Source organism: Elizabethkingia miricola, assembly GCF_001675285.1.
GTDB lineage: Bacteria > Bacteroidota > Bacteroidia > Flavobacteriales > Weeksellaceae > Elizabethkingia > Elizabethkingia miricola.
The window spans coordinates 81,218-98,918 of sequence record NZ_LSGQ01000029.1 but is presented as its reverse complement, the minus strand read 5'-3'; the positions used below and the strand labels follow the sequence as shown (position 1 = coordinate 98,918).

Sequence of the window (17,701 nt, the reverse complement as noted above, 5' to 3'; positions counted from 1 at the left end):
TTTTTTCGTTACGCGGGCGCAAATTTACGCATTTAGTACCAAAGAAATATCAATATGCTTATTATCATTTTTCTATCAATTTGCATTATCACTCATATTTATGAGAATATCATATAGAAAATAAAACAATACATCAATTAAAAAATCATTTTCATAAAAAAAATCCATTGTCATTAAATAAAAAACATTTATATTAGCATAAACAACTAATAACCACCAAATTATATTAATATGAGAAACATTTCTACTGCAGTAGCAATGCTATGGCTCTTAGCATTCTGTTACAGCTGCAGGTCTGCCGACCATTTTATGAGCAATGAACTAAATCCGGAAGCCACACTTCAGAACAACAACCCTCCCAATGTCTTTGACCTTTTGCAAATTGGAAGTTCTAATTATGAAAGAACAAGATTAAGGCAGGTTCAGTTAAAATTTGACCACACTACAACAGGCTATTATCTTCCTGCCGACAAAACCCTAAAACTAACGCTGGAAAATACTCTCCCTGCCTCAGACGGTGCTATGCCAAGTGTTGTTATAGGAACCAGAGTAAAAGACGGGAGCAATGTTGCTGAAATCCCTCTTAAAGCCGGAGAGAATATAATCGCCCCTACACAACACAAAGGTGGTATTATTTATCTTCGTTATGTATCTGAAAAAGGCAATACCACAGGAAAGGTAAAAATAACATTAGATCCTGCCAGTGGCTACATCAACCATCCTTACTACGAACTGGGTGCAACAAATATTACCGACTTCAAAAATCAGGTTGCCCAATCAACTATTCAGGATGTTATGTTTAAATCCAAAGATATTATTGTAGTTGTGAATAAGGATAAAGTAGAGAAATACCTAATGCCGGACGCATATAAAGGCTATCCTGTTTCTATACCCAACTGGCTTACAGCCTTCGACGGGATACTCGATGCTGAAATTCAGATCAGCGGACTGAGTGTCAACGACCCAAATCCTCTTCACCAACCCATGAGCAATGGAGTAAAATATCTGATGACGCAGGTAGGCACCGGATACATGTATGCTACCGACTGGGGAACAGGCTTCAATGGTAATGATGAAGCTGCTATGGACCGCTTACTTATGGAAAACAACCTCATCAATAACGGTTGGGGAATATCCCATGAAATTGGACACCAAAACCAGCAGGGAGCATACAAACCAACGGAATACACAGAAACCACTGTTAACTTTTATACCTTCGCATCTGTACGTCATTTTCAGGGGAGCAACTGGCAGAAATGGACAGAAAATATATGGGTAGACAAATTCCACAATGATTGGTTTAAGCGTTCAAGCAGGGATTACTGGAGCGCAGATATCGGAACTGTATACCAAAATGTAAACGAAAGCCGCCTGTTCTTTTTAGAGCAATTAAGAGTTCTCTTTGGAGACGATCTTATTAAGACGCTTCACAGAATAACAAGAGAAGAAAAAGAAAGCGGAGGTGACAACGAAGCCAGAAAGTTCTATTTCTTACAGAAAATAGTGCAGATATCTGGTTATGACCTACGCAATTTATATTCGAAATGGGGACTGGTTTTAGATTCATATTACCAGCAGAAATTAGACAGTATGATTAATAATGGGAATTACCAAACTCCACCCTGCAACGACAATCTTTATCTCGTTACTCCCTTCAGCAAGCCATGTCCGGACCTTACTTTACCTCTGCCACTGAAAGGAATAAACACTTCTTCCCCACAACCGGATCTTATGCCTGCCAATCAATTAGCTTCTAAAAATCAGTACTGTGATTACAGTACAAAAACAGGAACCTTTACCGATCCTCGTGACGGAAAATCTTATGCTTATAAGAAATACGGAAACAGCGAATGGTTTATAGAAAACCTTAACTGGGACGGATACGATGGCGTAAATGAAAACACAAGAAATACCATAGGAATAGCCAACCCGAACGACCCTACAGGTGTTATTTACGGCAGATATTATCCAACCAATAAAGCAACTCAGGCACAAACATGGTGCCCTGCAGGATGGAATGCGGCAAGCGATGCCAATTGGACCAGTCTTTTCAATGCTATAACTTCTGAATACCAGGTAAGCTCTGCTTTGCTCGGGAGTGTGATGAAGTGCGGTGAAGACAGAGACAATAAAGCCGATGGGTTATGGGCTATGGGACGTGGTAAAATTGATAATCCTAAAGCCAATCAGGTAGGCTTTAATGCTTTGCCGGCAGGTGTACTCAACTCCGGAACTATGGAATATGATGCTAATGATAATCCGGGAACCAAAGCCAGCTTCCACATGCCGGAAGGAACATGGTACCATCAGGTACTAACCAATGGCAGTGATTCCTGGACTAAAACAAACAGAAACTCGGTACATAATGCCTCTATAAGATGCGTGAGACCAGCACAATAATTAATAAATTTATTATTTCAACAACGAAACCGCCTGAATTCAGGCGGTTTTTATTTTTAGAATCATATTCTTTTCCATACCGGTATTAAAATAAAGTCCCTAAAGAAACTTCTCTTTATTATAATGCATTCTATTTTTTGCATAAATTTCATGATACGAGGAATAAGAAAGATTAGAAAAATGCTCTTGAGGAGCATAATCTGTATCAAAAAGTAAGTATTCCTCTGGAATAATATTTTTTATATTTCTACCTATTTACTTTAAACTTTACAAAAATAAAAAACCCGCCTCTTAAAGAGGCGGGTTATAATTAAGAAATGAATTCAGGATTATTTACCTTCTTCCATTTTTCTTTTCAATTCTGCAAGAGCATCGATGTCACCAAGAGTTGCTTTTTCTTCGTTGTTATTGTTTGAAGAAATAGTCTTAGACTCTTTTACGTTCTTTCTTTCCTCTTCTCTGAAGATACCAGTGTGAGAAACTACAACTCTCTTGAATTCTTTGTTGAATTCAATTACTTTGAATTCAGCTTCTTCACCTTTTTTGATCTTAGAACCATCTTCTTTCTCTAAAAGTCTTGCTGGAGCGAAAGCTTCAACTTCAGCATCTTCAAACTGTACATTAGCTCCTTTATCGAATACATCTACTGCTTTACCTGCATGTACAGTTCCTTCAGCATATTTAGTTTCGAATTTATCCCAAGGATTTTCTTGTAATTGCTTGTGACCTAAAGAAATTCTTCTGTTATCTAAGTCAAGTTCTAATACTACAACATCTAGAGTATCTCCTACGTTGCAGAACTCAGATGGATGCTTGATTTTCTTAGTCCAAGAAAGATCAGAGATGTAGATTAGACCGTCGATACCTTCTTCTAACTCTACGAATACACCAAAGTTAGTGAAGTTTCTTACAGTACCTTTATGCTGAGAACCTACAGGGTATTTTTCCTGGATGTTAGCCCATGGATCCTGAGTTAATTGCTTGATACCTAAAGAAATTTTTCTGTCTTCTCTGTCGATAGTTAATACTTCAGCTTCAACCTCGTCACCGATTTTCACGAAATCACCTGCACTTCTTAAGTGAGTAGACCATGACATTTCAGATACGTGGATAAGACCTTCTACACCTGGAGCGATTTCAACGAAAGCACCGTAGTCAGCAAGAACTACTACTTTACCTTTTACTTTATCTCCAACTTTCAGGTTAGCATCTAAAGCATCCCAAGGGTGTGCTTCAAGTTGCTTCATACCTAACTGAATTCTTGTTTTCTCATCATCGAAGTCAAGGATAACCACTTTAACAGTTTGTCCATCTTCAAGAATTTCTGAAGGATGGTTAACTCTAGACCAAGAAAGGTCTGTAATGTGGATAAGACCGTCAACACCTCCAAGGTCAATGAATACACCGTAAGAAGTAATGTTCTTAACAGTACCTTCAAGTACCTGACCTTTTTCAAGTTGAGCGATGATCTCTTTTTTCTGACCTTCGATATCAGCTTCGATAAGTGCTTTATGAGAAACAACAACGTTTTTGAATTCGTGGTTGATCTTAACAATTTTGAATTCCATTGTTTTACCTACAAACTGATCGTAATCTTTAATAGGCTTAACATCGATCTGAGAACCTGGTAAGAATGCTTCGATACCGAATACATCTACAATCATACCACCTTTAGTTCTAGATTTAACGAAACCGTTAACGATTTCTCCAGACTCGTGGTATTCATTTACTTTATCCCAAGCTCTAAGAGTTCTAGCTTTCTTGTGAGAAAGTTGTAACTGTCCAGACTTGTCTTCTCTTCTGTCAACCATTACTTCAACCTCGTCACCTACTTGTAAACCTTGGTTGTAACGGAATTCGTTAAGAGAGATAACACCTTCAGATTTGAAGTTGATGTCAACAATCGCTTCTTTGTCTGTTAATCTTACTACTTTACCTACAAGAACGTCATTATCTTCAAGATCGTTAAGAGATCCTTTGTAGATTTCTTCTAGTTCGTTCTTTTCTTTTCTGTCCTCTGCATTTAATCCACTTTCGAAAGATTCCCAGTCAAATTGTTCTGGTGCTACGTTTTGGTTCAATAGAACCTCTGCTGAATTTGTCTCTTTTGACATTTTCTAAAAAATTTTGTATTCCGTCCTTTCCTGCTCTTGGCCTAATGTGATGGCAGAAATTCCGGAAGATGTTAATTATTAAATATTTACTTCGCCAAAAATGTACTCACAAAAAGTGGTGCAAAAATACAACTTTTTTATGACATAACCTTGTATTTCAAAGTTTTTTTATATGATAGAAGTCTACTGATTTACAACCCTATAAAAACATAAGAAAATCGTCATAACACTTATGGTGACTGCAAAATAACGAACTCTGATAGTTTGAAAAATATTCATTATTATAAATGATCTGAAATCTGAGTATTCAAAAACCTATCTTTGCAACATGAATTTAGAATCGATTTATAAAAAATTGCAGATTCAGGACATGAATCAGATGCAAAAATCTACATACAAAGCTACAGAAAACAAAAATGATGTAGTTTTACTCTCCCCTACAGGTTCAGGAAAAACGCTAGCTTTCCTGTTTCCGGTACTTCGCAATCTGAAGAAAGACAAATCCGGGATTCAGGCTTTAGTATTGGTTCCTGCAAGAGAATTAGCTCTGCAGATAGAACAGGTTTTCAAAGCTATGAAGACTGATTACAAAGTCACCGTATGTTATGGCGGCCATGATAAAAAAATTGAGATCAACAGCTTGACTGAAGCTCCGGCTTTATTAATCGGAACGCCTGGAAGAATTGCGGACCATCTTAGAAACAACAGTTTTAATCCTTCAACAATTAGCACTTTGATTCTGGATGAATTTGACAAATCTCTTGAATTTGGCTTTCAGGAAGAAATGAGCTTCATTATAGAATCAATGAAAAACCTGTCACAAAGGATTTTAACTTCTGCTACTGCAATGGAAGAAATTCCTGCTTTTACAGGATTAAAAAATGAAAAGACAATCGATTTTCTAAAACTAAGTGAGGTAAAGCCTGATATTCAGTTTAAAAAAGTAATTACTACCGCTGAAGAAAAGCTAGATGCTCTTTTCCATCTAATATGTAAAATAGGCAATAAAAGAACATTGATATTTTGCAACCACAGAGAGGCTGTTGATAGGATATCAGAGCTTTTAAAAGATAAAGGAATTGAAAAAGAAACTTTCCACGGCGGTATGGAACAGGATGAAAGAGAACGGGCATTGCTAAAATTCCGTAATGATTCTGCAAAAATTCTGATTACAACCGATTTAGCAGCACGAGGTCTTGACATTCCAGAGGTTGAATCTATTGTACACTACCAGCTTCCTCCAAAAGAAGATGCTTTTATTCACAGAAACGGACGCACAGCGAGAATGAATGCCAAAGGATTTGCTTATCTTATTATGAAAGAAGATGATAATTTTCCTTTTTTAAAAAATGATATCCCAGTTGAAAACGTGGAGGGAGAAAATAAAATCCCCCAACAAACCGCTTTTCAAACCATTTACATCAGTGCCGGTAAGAAAGATAAGGTAAACAAAGTAGACATTGTCGGATACCTCATCAAAAAAGGGGAATTAGGAAAAGATGATATCGGATTAATCGAAGTGAAAGACACTACTTCTTACGTTGCCGTGGCCAGAAAAAAAATACCAGAGCTGTTAAAAAAGCTGGCTACCGAAAAGCTAAAAGGTAAAAAGGTTAAAATGGAAGTTGCTTACTAAGCTTTCGAAAAATATACAAAACAAGCCCCAAATTGAGGCTTGTTTTTATTATAAACTACACAGAGATTATTAAAAATCATATCCAATACTAATCCCTAACTGTAGAATTGCAGAAGATTCATGAGTATCCAGATTCTTTCCGTACCCCAGTCCAAATTTAGCTTCATAATTAAAGTTTTGAGCAAAATTTCTGCGAATACCATAAGAAGGTATTATTGTAATAAAATTACTTACCTCAATGTTTTTCTCATTAGATATGATGAACCAATCTGGTGTATAAGAAAAACCAAGAGCTATATAATTAGCTGAATTATTATAAATATTTTTTCCTTTGTCTAATCTTCTGTTAAAACTGTAATAATATTTTGGAGTAACTCCTATAGCCGGATATAAAGCAAATCCTGTCTTCGGATAAAAAGAACCACCCCACAATGCTGAATTAAACATAAAGTCTCCACGTAATACAAAATCATTAGTAATCCGCAATTCATCATAAATACCTGAATTGGTAAATCCCAACTGTACTCCTATTAAGTTTTTCATAGCCTTAGCTTCTCTCAATTGTGAAAAGCTTATAAAACCTAAAAAACTAAACATTACTAACAGTATTATTCTTTTAAGATTATTCATTGTTTTTTATTTTTTATTACTGTCCATGTTCCACTCCAATTACCCTGCTTCCACGTACCCGACATTGAACTTAGATTCCCATATAAAGTAAAACCTGTTTGAGTAGAAATTACACTTTGTAGCGCCCCTGCATCTCCAACCCCGCCTAAAAAGTTATCTGTAATATTCATTGATGTTCTGGTTCCTCTGACATAACCGTCTTTACTTACATTAAGTACTAAATCACCGGACATTCCGCCAGAAAAACTTCCTACATACATTCCCATATAAGGAGATGTATATTTTTTACTTGCCTCATCCTTGGATCTCTCATTATAAAAATCAATGATCTGATCACAAGAAACCAATATAGAAGAGCAAAGAGCAATAAATATTATTTTAATGTTTTTATATAACATCTATAATTAAGTTAATTAGGCGTTGTTTTTATCCTACTACCATGCCAAGCACCATTCTTTTTAGCAATACCATACATAACAACTTTAAATTCTTTTGGTCTTTTCATCCCTCCATAGGAAGGATTTATTCTCCCATCATCTCCCATTGTAAATCCTATCTGAAATCCCCAATCAAAAGTCTTTTCTAAATTATCCGCATTAGAGGCTTTTCTGTAAAAAGTTTTGAATACTTTTAGCTTTCCAAATTCAGGAGCATTATAAGAATAGGTAATATTATTATTTGGTTTAGCTTTTCCTTGTGACTCCCATAGAGTACCAAGATTTTTAAACGCTTTATCCCAGAATAAACGATTAAGCTTCTCATTCGACAAAGCATTATTACCTGCTTTTATTGCTGCATACAAACCTCCATCAATCAAATCTATATTAGAGCCATTTCCAATAAATGGCAATACATCTTCTATATAAATATCATCTTGAAAAACTTTAGGATAACCCTGAAGACTGTAACCAGATATTGTATAAGTCCCGGGATAATATCCAGATGTCCAAAAAGTTGCAGCATCAAAGAACATCCTATTACCACCACTATAAATATTTGTCGTTCTATTAGGATTAGATGGTGTTAAAAAGTTTGTATCATAATAGAAATGGCCTTCAATTACCCCCAATCTTATTTCATCAGCCTTTTCTTTTCTCCATAACCCGGTCCATCCTCTATACTGATGTTTAACTTTTACTCCCATATTATAAACAAGAAGATAGTTTTGATTATAGGCTTTTGTCTTAACCCTTCTACGTCCTTCATATTTATCTACACACATATCCGAATCTCCAAATAAGCTTTGCAACCATGTACGATATGTATCACAATTTGGCAAAGAATTCACATATTTGTTTACTTCATCCTCTGGATCAATCGATGGAAGAGGCTGCCTAGGTGGATTATTGACTGGAGGAATTGATGGTTGAGCAGGAGGTCTGTATGGTATAAAATAATCTATCCCTGGAAATACTTCTACAATTATTGGTTTTTCATCCGGATAAAATCTATTGGGATCGTTTCCATAATCATATGGATTAATGGGTTTATGTTCTCCTATAAAGCCATTTTTTATATCTGAGTCTGTTGGCGTGAGTAAATTATTAGAAATATTATTTACAGCTAAATATTGTTGAAGAACTGGGTATTTATTATCAGGCACAATAAATAACCCTACATCAGTGTATTTGTAAATCTTATTGCCTACTTGTATTTCACCATTATTATTTAAAAATGCAGCGAAAGCATCGTCTCCGATTACATCTTCTAAATCATCAATATCATCTTTAATTTGCTCATCATTAACAACAGCCGTTGCATTCTTTACTCCAGCCACTTTTCCAATCAGTTTTAATCTATCCTCTTTTAGAGAATTTATACGAGCTTGGATCTGTGTTAGAATCAACTTTTCATTTTGCTCAGTCACAATAGGTCTAAGAGAAATAAGGCCTTTATTATCAATATATTTCGCAATTATTTCTTCATTTTCGTTTTTTATGTTATCATAATAATGTTGAAGAGATTCTTTATTTGCAAAATAAAGCCGTCCGTCTTTTACATATCCATCTATGACTTGAATATTACTTGAAGTTGATTGCTCTAAAGCAACCATTTCCTGTCTACAGCTATAATTTACACTTAATAAGGTTAAGACTCCCATAGTAAAATAGATTTTTTTCATATAATTTATTTTTTAGTGTTTTTCAAATATAAAAAATAAATGACAAAAGACAATTTAACATAAAAAAATAAATATAATAAAAATAATTATTTAATATAAATTTAAAAATAAACAATAAATGAAAATAAAAAAAAGCCGGAAAATAAAAATTCCGGCTAACTATATTAAAATAGCTAATGTTGCATTTATATAAGTTTACTTTCCTGACAAATATTTCACAGCCTCATTCAGCACCCTGTCCACAAAAGTATTCGGAGAACTTTGCATAGCTGCTACTTCGGCATCTGTAGGTGGTTCAACAAAAATATCAGGTTTCACTCCAACACCTTCTATAACTTGCCCACTAGCATCTTTAGCTGCCATTAGTGGCATATAGAAAGTAAGATAGCCCGCAATTTGATCTCTTGTCCCACCATTGAAATCGTCCGGAGACCCCAAACCAGCAGTAGCTCCGGCACTATAATCACCTACTGATATCACTTGGCTTCCCTGAGTTTTAATCATCATAGTTGACATTTCAGACATACTCGCGCTTCCTTTATCGGTTAGGATTACAATTGGAATATTAGAAGGGAGCCCAAACTGATGAGGATTAGCCTGCATCGGAACCCATGGTGTATAATTAAATTGGCCATTTCCTTCTTTTGTTCTTTGATATCCCCAAACCGCAGGTTTCGTAATAAAACGATCTGTAAAGAATCGGGCATCAACAATAGCTCCACCACCATTACCTCTAAGGTCTATAATAATTTTTTTAATACTTCCTTTACGTAAAGGATTGAAAAACCCTGTGTAAAGCGGTTCATTATCCAGAATATCTTGAGCAGCCGTTTGAAACTGAGGCAATCTATACCCCCATTGCACATGCGTCCCCATCTTAGACACAAACCATTGAATATAAGGAAGACTCTCTGCTGTTAAAACAGGTGCATAAGTTGCGCTACTAGTATACGCTACCAAATTTTTTGATTTCGCTAAAGCCTTTTGTGTAGCATCCAGAAAAGCACTTGAGATAATTTCGGTACTTTTAAAAGCAGCAATCTGATCATTAAATGCTTTTACTTCTGCTGAAGCCGGGAAAGAATTCCACTGATTTAGGACATTTACCGTAAAATCCCTTACTTTTTTTCTAAAAGTTGCATCTTTAATTGCATTGAGTTCTTTTGAAGCATCTATATCCGCAGGAGTTAATAATAATCCATTGCCCGTATCAGGAGTCAAATATTTATCTAAAAGATCTATTTTAAAATTTGATGCTAAAGCAAACTGAGCAAAACTGAAATAATAAATATCTGGATTAGATTTTAAATTCCCTGCCAATAAAAAATTATCTTGGAGCAATACATTTCCTGTAAGCCTATTCTTCATATAGCCATACTTCGCACTAAAAGGATAGATGTTATTACCTTTAGTTTTCATCCCTCCCCAAAATGTATAGGAGCTAATGACACTATTATTAGAAGCTGGCATCGCGACTTTTACATTAAAATGTCGGTCTATAATAGGATCAACAATTTCGGTAAAGTACTGTACGGCTTTTAGCTTGTCATCATTAATATCCTTATCGTTATCTGTACTCTTACCGAATGTTTTCAATGCGGCAAACTTTGGATAATATTCACGGTAAATAGCATTCCAATCCATTCCATCAGCTCTTTTCTGCTCATAGAAGTAGTTATATCGCTGATCCATTACTGTCCAGAACACTTTAAAAAGATCCGCATAAGATTTCACATCACTACTGGTATATCTTGTAGGCTCTGTTATAGAGGTTTCTTCATCTTTTACACAGGAGTTTAGCGTCATTGCTGACAGAGCTAATCCTAAAGCAAAAACTGGTATTTTTATAAAATTTCTTTTCATAATTTAAATAGTTATTGAGTTGATAAGTGATTAGTCGAATTTGTAAGATACACCTACAGAAATCATATAAGAACGGGTCGTTGCCTTCTGATCTTTATCTGTGTTGGTTTTGCTGATATCCGATAAACCATATTGATAATTATAAGCTCCATATACATCGAACTTATCAAAAGAATACCCCAATTGCGCCTGCCCCTGAAGCCCATAGCCAAAACGATTCAATTGGTTTTCATTCTTTTTAAAATCATAAGTATCTGATACTTTTACGTAAGGAAAGGTACCATCAGGCTGCAATCCTCCAAAAACAGGATATTGACCTTCTCTCTTCATATTAAGCCAATATTCCGTATACATACCACCTGCTACTTTAATCCATACACCTTTACTTTCATGTGGATTATTTAGAATATAAGCCCCAACTAACAAAGGGAAAGAAAGGAAATTGTTCTTGTAATCGGTGTACTGTCCGGAGCGGGTTCCTGTTCTTTCATATTTATAATTCTTTTGCAGGAAGGAAACCCCTGTAGACATAAAAATAGACTTCCAGATCATATATTCTCCGGAAAGATTTACTCCAAAACCATAGCGGCCAGAGTATTTTGTATCTACTAAATTTGAAACATTGCCATTTAATACACTGTACGTATATCCGGCATCCAGGCCAATTTTAAATTTGTTCTGTGCGAACAGACTTGCGCCTACGGGTAATAGGCAAAGACATAAAGTCTTGCATAAACTTTTTTTCATAGATTTTTTTGATTTGGTTAATTACACAGGGGCAATATACAAAATATTATTATTACAACAATTTAACATAATTAAATATTCTTCGACCAAAAAAATCAATAAAAATTAAATGTTTCAGTACTCAAAAACTTAAACTATTACATAAACTATAAATCATTAGAAAAGTATTCAGTCACGAAAAAATATTTACCTTTGCTATAACAAGAAATTATGAAAGTAGAACTACCGGAAAAACTATATTATTCAATTGGCGAAGTAGCCAAAGCCTTTAATGTAAACACCTCTCTTATCCGTTACTGGGAGCAAGAGTTTACTATTATAAAACCCAAAAAAAACAAAAAAGGAAACCGTTATTTTACTCCCGAGGATATTAAAAATCTGAAAATTATTTATCATTTAGTAAAGGAAAAAGGTTATACGCTGGAAGGTGCTAAAACAGCACTAAGCACTTCTCCTAAAGTTGAGAAAACAGTTGAGTTGATAGACCGATTGGAGTTTGTAAAAGCGGAGCTACTAAAACTAAAGGAATCTTTAACTGAAAATGAATAAAGTAGAAAAGACTATTTGTATTAATTAAAAAAGATTTTTTGAATAATAAAAACATCCTGCTTTCTACGGCAGGCTTTTTATTTTATAGCCTCATGGTTTTATCATAAGCCTGAGTATAGCATAGTCAAAAGACAACTCAAAAGTATTTTTTACATTAAAAATAATTAATCACATATTATTTTTAATAAAATTAATTTATTTAATAAAAAAAATAGTTATATTTAAAGAAATGTAATATTAAATAATGAAACATGAAATCTCAACTCTCATTTCATATGAGAAAGAAACAGTTTATCGGGCTAACTGTTTTAGGATTTCTGGTGCTTATTTTAGAAACATCTTTCCATTTCTATAAAAAATATAAAACTCAGCAGCCATCCGATACCGTAGAATTCATTTCTTCTGACAAATTCAATCCTGCTTTCACTAAATTCAACCCTAATGACCTTAGTGCTAGACAATGGGAAAATCTAGGATTCACACCTAAACAGGCCAAAACTATTCTGAATTATAAAGAAAAAATCTGCAACGGAACCTTTACTTCCAAAGAGCAATTATCCGAATGCTTTGCGATTAGTAAAGACAAATTCGCTGAGCTTAGCCCCTATATCTTACTTCCAGAAACAGCTGTTAACAAAACTCCGGAATACCGGAAGAAAAATAAAAAACTTACAATCAGTGGAAAATTTAATCCTGACAGCTATATCCTGCAGGATTGGGTTAACTTAGGATTTTCGGAACGCCAGTCAGAATCTATTTTGAAATATAAAAAGTATTTGGGAGGTAGTTTTCAGTCTAAAGAAAAGTTCAAAGAATGCTTTATCATCAGTGAAGAACAGTACATACAACTTGCTCCTTTCCTCCTTCTTCCTCAACAAAAAGTTACAGATAAGACCTTGATAAAGGGATTAAAACCTAAAAACACATTCGATCCTAATACACTAACCACACAGGAATGGAAAGACCTTGGCTTCTCGGAAAGGCAGGTACAGGGTATACTGAATTATAAAGAAAAGATTTTAAAAGGAAGTTTTAAAACTCTCGCAGACTTACAAAAGTGCTATATGATTTCTGCTGAAAAATTTGAAGAATTAAAACCTTGGATCCGCATTACTCAGCCTGTAACAACACCTATTTCATCACAAATTACAGAACTGGATCTTAATACTATATCTTTCCGGCAACTCCGCGATTTCGGTTTTGAAGATAAAGCCGCTGCCAGCCTTTTGGGATTCAGGAAAAAATTAGGAGGCTTTGCTCAAAAAGAGCAAATACTGGATACCTATAACATCGACAAAGATTTAGCATTAAAACTTATTCAGGAAGCCCAATTAGACATCAGTAAGGTTATCAAAATAGATATACTGACAGCCGATGAAGTTGTATTAAAAGAACACCCTTACTTCCGATATTATACAGATAAGATAATTTTTTACCGCACCTCTGTTTCCGGTAAAAATGATATCCTAAAAAAATTAAATGCAAAGCCAAAAGATCTCGAAAAAATACAGTGGTATCTGAAGTAATACGGTTACAAATGCGTAAATTCGTATAAGTATCGCTTATATACTTAAGCAATCAACTAATAACCAACGACTAATGAACAGTATCACACTAAAAAACGTGTCCGTTAAAAGGGGCAGCGACAATCTGTTAAACAATATCAGCTTTACTTTAAATCCGGGAGAACACCTTGCTATATTAGGTCCTGGAGGAAGCGGAAAATCTCTTTTAGCAAAGGCATTGAAAGGACAGCTCCTGCACACCGGAACTATTGAATACAGACGCAACAATGAGCTGAAAAAACCTAATATCGCATATATTACTACCACATATGCATTGAAAAATAAATCCAATGTTTCTGATTTCTATTATCAGCAGCGGTTCAATACCAGTGATGCAGAAGATTCGGCAACGCTTACAGACGAATTATTGAAAAAAGGCAATATTGAATCTGTAAATAACTGGCTGGGGAGGTTCCAGCTAACACACAGAGCACAAGCTCCTTTGATACAACTGTCTAACGGAGAACTAAAAAAAATGCAACTGATTAGCCATCTCCTTGGCAATCCTGAGATTCTGATTCTGGACAAAGTATTCACAGGACTTGACACCCAGAGCAGAAAAGAATTACATGCAATTATCAATCAGCTGGCAGATGAAAACGTGAGAATTATATTGATTACAGACCACCATAACATTCCGGACTGTATCACTCATTTTGCAGAGATGTCCGATGGAAACATTACTGAATACAACACCATAAATCAACTTAGCTTTACTGAAATACACCAAACCGGATTCGACAAACCTATTCCTGTTATTAACAGCTCATCCATTGACAGCCCTTTAATCCGAATGGAAAATGTAACAATACAATACAACAATAATATTATCCTAAACAATATCAATTGGCAGGTAAACCCTGGTGAATGTTGGCAGATAAAAGGACATAACGGAGCCGGGAAATCTACTTTACTTAGCCTTATCAATGGTGATAATCCACAAGCCTACTCTCAGCAGATCTATCTGTTTGGTAAAAAAAGAGGAAGTGGGGAAAGCATTTGGGATATTAAAAAGAAAATTGGATTTGTATCACCGGAACTGTATAACTTTTTTGACCGTAACACAACTGTTGAACAAGCTATAGGGTCGGGCTTCTTTGATACTATTGGCCTGTTCAGAAAACTAAATGAGCAACAGGCATTGAAAGTAAAAGAATGGCTCAGCTTCTTTTCACTGGAAGATAAAGCAACAAAACTACTGTCATTTCTGTTTGGCGGGGAACAGCGGTTGGTACTGATCGCAAGAGCCCTTATAAAAGACCCAGTTATGCTTGCTCTGGATGAACCTTTTCAGGGTTTAGATGATTCTCAGATCAGTACAATTATTAATCTTCTGGAACAAATTCATCAAAACAGCGATATCAGCATGCTCTTCATTAGCCATTATGATGATGAGATACCTTCTTGTGTAAAACATATACTGGAACTAAATAAAGGTGTTCCCACTATTAGCGAAAGAAAATAATTCACTGAATATCAGGCATATTAAAAAAATACAAATTTCTTATGTTTTTCATTATATTTGAGAAAAATAGACACCTATGAATTTCGAAACTTCAGAAAACCTGAAAATGATTGCTGAAACGGCACGTGATTTTGCTGAAAAAAATATCCGCCCACATATTATGGATTGGGATGAATCCCAGCATTTTCCAAAAGATTTATTTCATCAGCTTGGTGAAATGGGCTTTATGGGAATTGTAGTTCCTGAAAAATATGGAGGTTCCGGACTTTCTTATGATGAATACGTAGCTATTGTAGACGAAATTTCTCAGGTAGACCCTTCTATAGGACTTTCTGTTGCTGCTCATAATTCACTTTGTACTAACCATATATATGAATTTGCAAACGAAGAACAAAGAATGAAATGGTTACCTCAACTCGCTTCCGGAAAAGTAATCGGAGCTTGGGGACTTACGGAACACAATACAGGCTCTGACGCCGGAGGAATGTCCACTACAGCTGTAAGAGATGGTGACGACTGGATTATTAATGGTGCAAAAAATTTTATCACTCATGCTATTTCAGGTGACATTGCTGTTGTAATGACGCGTACCGGAGAGAAAGGTGCTCCTAACAATGCAACTGCTTTTGTTTTAGAAAAAGGAATGCCAGGCTTCACCTCTGGTAAAAAGGAAAATAAACTGGGAATGCGTGCCTCTGAAACGGCCGAATTAATCTTCGATAATGTAAGAGTACCAGACAGCCACCGTTTAGGTGAAGTTGGTGAAGGCTTCAAGCAGGCTCTGAAAATACTAGATGGCGGAAGAATTTCTATTGCAGCGCTTAGCTTAGGAATTGCTAAAGGAGCTTATAAAGCAGCATTAAAATACGCTAAAGAGAGAAAGCAATTCGGTCAGGCTATTGCCGATTTCCAGGCAATAAACTTCAAACTGGCAGATATGGTTACTGAAATCGATGCCTCAGAATTATTGATTCAACGTGCTGCATATTTGAAAAACAATAAACAAAAAATGACTCGTGAAGGAGCTATGGCTAAGCTATACGCTTCTGAGGCTTGCGTAAAAATAGCAAACGAGGCTGTACAGATATTTGGAGGCTATGGCTATACCAAAGACTTCCCTGCTGAGAAATACTACAGAGACTCCAAGCTTTGTACGATAGGTGAAGGAACATCTGAAATACAGAAACTTGTTATCGGAAGAGACATTACCAGATAAAAAAATAAAGCCTGATTTTTTCAGGCTTTTTTATTGACCAAAAGTTTGGCACGAAATATTCTATATATCGGAAGTATTTGAAGTTTGGATTCTATATCAATATATTTCAAAATTCGTAATTCACTCTTCATACTTTAACATAAGACATTGCTTATATTTGTTTAATAATCTATCTCACCAATGAAAAAAGTATTCATAGCAACTTTGGCCTTTATGGCTTTATCTACATATTATGTAAATGCTCAGACAAACGAAATCAATCAGCGTATTAAAAATGAAAGAGGTATATTACTCATCGGGCAACAGAATATGGAACCATTCAACAAAAAACCATTTAAAGCATGGTATGATGAAGAATACACACCTTATGTTGTCGATCAGCCTTCTATAAAGAAACTGGAAAAAGAAAACATATCTTCTTACGACATCACCATATTTATTGGTTCATGGTGTCCGGATAGCCACCGAGAATTTCCAAGATTTATTAAAATCCTGCAGGAGCTGAAATACCCTGTAGACAAAGTGCAGATTTTTGCTTTAGACCGTCAGAAAAAAAGCCCGCATGAAGATGAGAAACTTTATAATGTTACCCATGTTCCTACTTTTATTATAAAAAAAGATGGTAAAGAAATCGGACGAATTACTGAAGCTCCGGAAACCGGATTCTTGGAAAAAGATTTGCTGAATATTATAAACAAAGCAAAATCTTCTTCTTAAACTCTATTCATCAATAATCATTAAAACATTTTTTCTTTGAGAAGAACTCCAACTTACATAGGTATTTTAATCGGTATACTCTCTACTCTTCTTGTTGTGTCTGTATGGCGCGGATGTAAAGAGAAAAAAGCTGAAGCTATTAACCAGGATTATTATCTGATCACTAATCAGATAAGTAAAATGAATAAAATGGTGGTTTTAGAGCAGAATTTCTCAAGCTTTCAAACACATAAAAGTGCTGCTTTTAAATTTGGAGGCTATGACATTCTTCCTAAGGAAATGGTATTGTATACAACCGCTAAAGCGCAGGTAACCTATGATCTGAAGCAAATGAAGATAGATGTAGATACCATTAACAAAAAACTGGTAATTACAGAGCTTCCAAGAGCTGAAATTAAAATTTATCCGGATGTAAAAATTCATTTTATGGATGATTATGCCATGAACAGATTTGATCAGAAAAGCATTAATGGCATTATGGAATCGGCTAAACAAAACATGGTAAAAAGCGTTGACCAAAAGAAACTGGAGCAGGAAGGACATGAACAGTTGGTTCATAACCTGAATGATATTTTTGTTCTGGCTAAAGCTCTGAACTATAAAATAGAGGATAAAACTGGAGAATTAAAGGGAATTATTCTTTAAAAACACATCCTTTTTAAGGCTTCAAGCCCTGA

14 protein-coding genes are annotated in these 17,701 nt (G+C 35.2%); 8 read left to right on the top strand and 6 right to left on the bottom strand.

Annotation, left to right across the window (positions count from 1 at the left end; all coding sequences use genetic code 11):
• Positions 1-231 precede the first annotated feature (231 nt).
• Positions 232-2,400 (top strand): M60 family metallopeptidase, encoded by a 2,169-nt coding sequence (locus ATE49_RS14240; RefSeq protein ID WP_065082711.1) that lies wholly within the window; start codon positions 232-234, stop codon positions 2,398-2,400.
• Positions 2,401-2,729: 329 nt separating this feature from the next.
• On the opposite strand, the gene rpsA is transcribed toward ATE49_RS14240, so the two are convergent.
• On the bottom strand, positions 2,730-4,514 hold the full coding sequence (gene rpsA / locus ATE49_RS14235; protein ID WP_034870317.1) for a 30S ribosomal protein S1: 1,785 nt from the start codon (positions 4,512-4,514) through the stop codon (positions 2,730-2,732).
• Positions 4,515-4,842: 328 nt separating this feature from the next.
• Between rpsA and ATE49_RS14230 the strand changes: the two genes are divergently transcribed.
• The gene (locus ATE49_RS14230) at positions 4,843-6,150 is read left to right on the top strand and encodes a DEAD/DEAH box helicase (RefSeq protein ID WP_065082710.1); all 1,308 of its coding nucleotides are present in this window, start codon (positions 4,843-4,845) and stop codon (positions 6,148-6,150) included.
• A 69-nt stretch (positions 6,151-6,219) separates the two neighbouring features.
• Here ATE49_RS14230 and ATE49_RS14225 read toward each other — a convergent pair whose 3' ends face one another.
• The 5 genes from ATE49_RS14225 to ATE49_RS14205 form a co-directional block, all read right to left on the bottom strand.
• On the bottom strand, positions 6,220-6,780 hold the full coding sequence (locus ATE49_RS14225) for a hypothetical protein (protein WP_065082709.1): 561 nt from the start codon (positions 6,778-6,780) through the stop codon (positions 6,220-6,222).
• Positions 6,777-7,178 (bottom strand): hypothetical protein, encoded by a 402-nt coding sequence (locus ATE49_RS14220; RefSeq protein ID WP_065082708.1) that lies wholly within the window; start codon positions 7,176-7,178, stop codon positions 6,777-6,779. The genes ATE49_RS14225 and ATE49_RS14220 overlap by 4 nt, the downstream gene beginning before the upstream one ends.
• A gap of 11 nt (positions 7,179-7,189) precedes the next feature.
• Entirely contained in the window at positions 7,190-8,902 is a 1,713-nt protein-coding gene (locus tag ATE49_RS14215; protein WP_065082707.1) for a hypothetical protein, read from the bottom strand.
• A 195-nt stretch (positions 8,903-9,097) separates the two neighbouring features.
• A complete protein-coding gene (locus ATE49_RS14210; RefSeq protein ID WP_065082706.1) occupies positions 9,098-10,765 on the bottom strand; it encodes a S41 family peptidase in 1,668 nt (555 codons plus the stop codon).
• A gap of 30 nt (positions 10,766-10,795) precedes the next feature.
• A complete protein-coding gene (locus ATE49_RS14205) occupies positions 10,796-11,512 on the bottom strand; it encodes an outer membrane beta-barrel protein (protein ID WP_065082705.1) in 717 nt (238 codons plus the stop codon).
• 210 nt (positions 11,513-11,722) lie between these two features.
• Here ATE49_RS14205 and ATE49_RS14200 point away from each other — a divergent pair, with 210 nt between their 5' ends.
• The 6 genes from ATE49_RS14200 to ATE49_RS14175 all read left to right on the top strand — a co-directional run bounded on the left by ATE49_RS14200 (position 11,723) and on the right by ATE49_RS14175 (position 17,669).
• Complete coding sequence (locus tag ATE49_RS14200) at positions 11,723-12,061, top strand: MerR family transcriptional regulator (RefSeq protein ID WP_045179023.1); 339 nt, start codon at positions 11,723-11,725, stop codon at positions 12,059-12,061.
• 251 nt (positions 12,062-12,312) lie between these two features.
• A complete protein-coding gene (locus ATE49_RS14195; RefSeq protein ID WP_065082704.1) occupies positions 12,313-13,587 on the top strand; it encodes a helix-hairpin-helix domain-containing protein in 1,275 nt (424 codons plus the stop codon).
• A gap of 73 nt (positions 13,588-13,660) precedes the next feature.
• Positions 13,661-15,091 (top strand): ATP-binding cassette domain-containing protein, encoded by a 1,431-nt coding sequence (locus ATE49_RS14190; RefSeq protein WP_065082703.1) that lies wholly within the window; start codon positions 13,661-13,663, stop codon positions 15,089-15,091.
• A gap of 76 nt (positions 15,092-15,167) precedes the next feature.
• Entirely contained in the window at positions 15,168-16,307 is a 1,140-nt protein-coding gene (locus tag ATE49_RS14185) for an acyl-CoA dehydrogenase family protein (protein ID WP_059156345.1), read from the top strand.
• A gap of 180 nt (positions 16,308-16,487) precedes the next feature.
• On the top strand, positions 16,488-17,024 hold the full coding sequence (locus tag ATE49_RS14180; protein WP_065082702.1) for a TlpA family protein disulfide reductase: 537 nt from the start codon (positions 16,488-16,490) through the stop codon (positions 17,022-17,024).
• Positions 17,025-17,060: 36 nt separating this feature from the next.
• Positions 17,061-17,669 (top strand): DUF4230 domain-containing protein, encoded by a 609-nt coding sequence (locus tag ATE49_RS14175; RefSeq protein WP_065082701.1) that lies wholly within the window; start codon positions 17,061-17,063, stop codon positions 17,667-17,669.
• Positions 17,670-17,701: the final 32 nt, after the last annotated feature.

Bases quoted from the DNA above. Each gene is read 5' to 3' on its own strand.
- ATE49_RS14240 (WP_065082711.1), top strand. From the start codon at position 232: ATGAGAAACATTTCTACTGCAGTAGCAATGCTATGGCTCTTAGCATTC.
- rpsA (WP_034870317.1), bottom strand. From the start codon at position 4,514: ATGTCAAAAGAGACAAATTCAGCAGAGGTTCTATTGAACCAAAACGTA.
- ATE49_RS14230 (WP_065082710.1), top strand. From the start codon at position 4,843: ATGAATTTAGAATCGATTTATAAAAAATTGCAGATTCAGGACATGAAT.
- ATE49_RS14225 (WP_065082709.1), bottom strand. From the start codon at position 6,780: ATGAATAATCTTAAAAGAATAATACTGTTAGTAATGTTTAGTTTTTTA.
- ATE49_RS14220 (WP_065082708.1), bottom strand. From the start codon at position 7,178: ATGTTATATAAAAACATTAAAATAATATTTATTGCTCTTTGCTCTTCT.
- ATE49_RS14215 (WP_065082707.1), bottom strand. From the start codon at position 8,902: ATGAAAAAAATCTATTTTACTATGGGAGTCTTAACCTTATTAAGTGTA.
- ATE49_RS14210 (WP_065082706.1), bottom strand. From the start codon at position 10,765: ATGAAAAGAAATTTTATAAAAATACCAGTTTTTGCTTTAGGATTAGCT.
- ATE49_RS14205 (WP_065082705.1), bottom strand. From the start codon at position 11,512: ATGAAAAAAAGTTTATGCAAGACTTTATGTCTTTGCCTATTACCCGTA.
- ATE49_RS14200 (WP_045179023.1), top strand. From the start codon at position 11,723: ATGAAAGTAGAACTACCGGAAAAACTATATTATTCAATTGGCGAAGTA.
- ATE49_RS14195 (WP_065082704.1), top strand. From the start codon at position 12,313: ATGAAATCTCAACTCTCATTTCATATGAGAAAGAAACAGTTTATCGGG.
- ATE49_RS14190 (WP_065082703.1), top strand. From the start codon at position 13,661: ATGAACAGTATCACACTAAAAAACGTGTCCGTTAAAAGGGGCAGCGAC.
- ATE49_RS14185 (WP_059156345.1), top strand. From the start codon at position 15,168: ATGAATTTCGAAACTTCAGAAAACCTGAAAATGATTGCTGAAACGGCA.
- ATE49_RS14180 (WP_065082702.1), top strand. From the start codon at position 16,488: ATGAAAAAAGTATTCATAGCAACTTTGGCCTTTATGGCTTTATCTACA.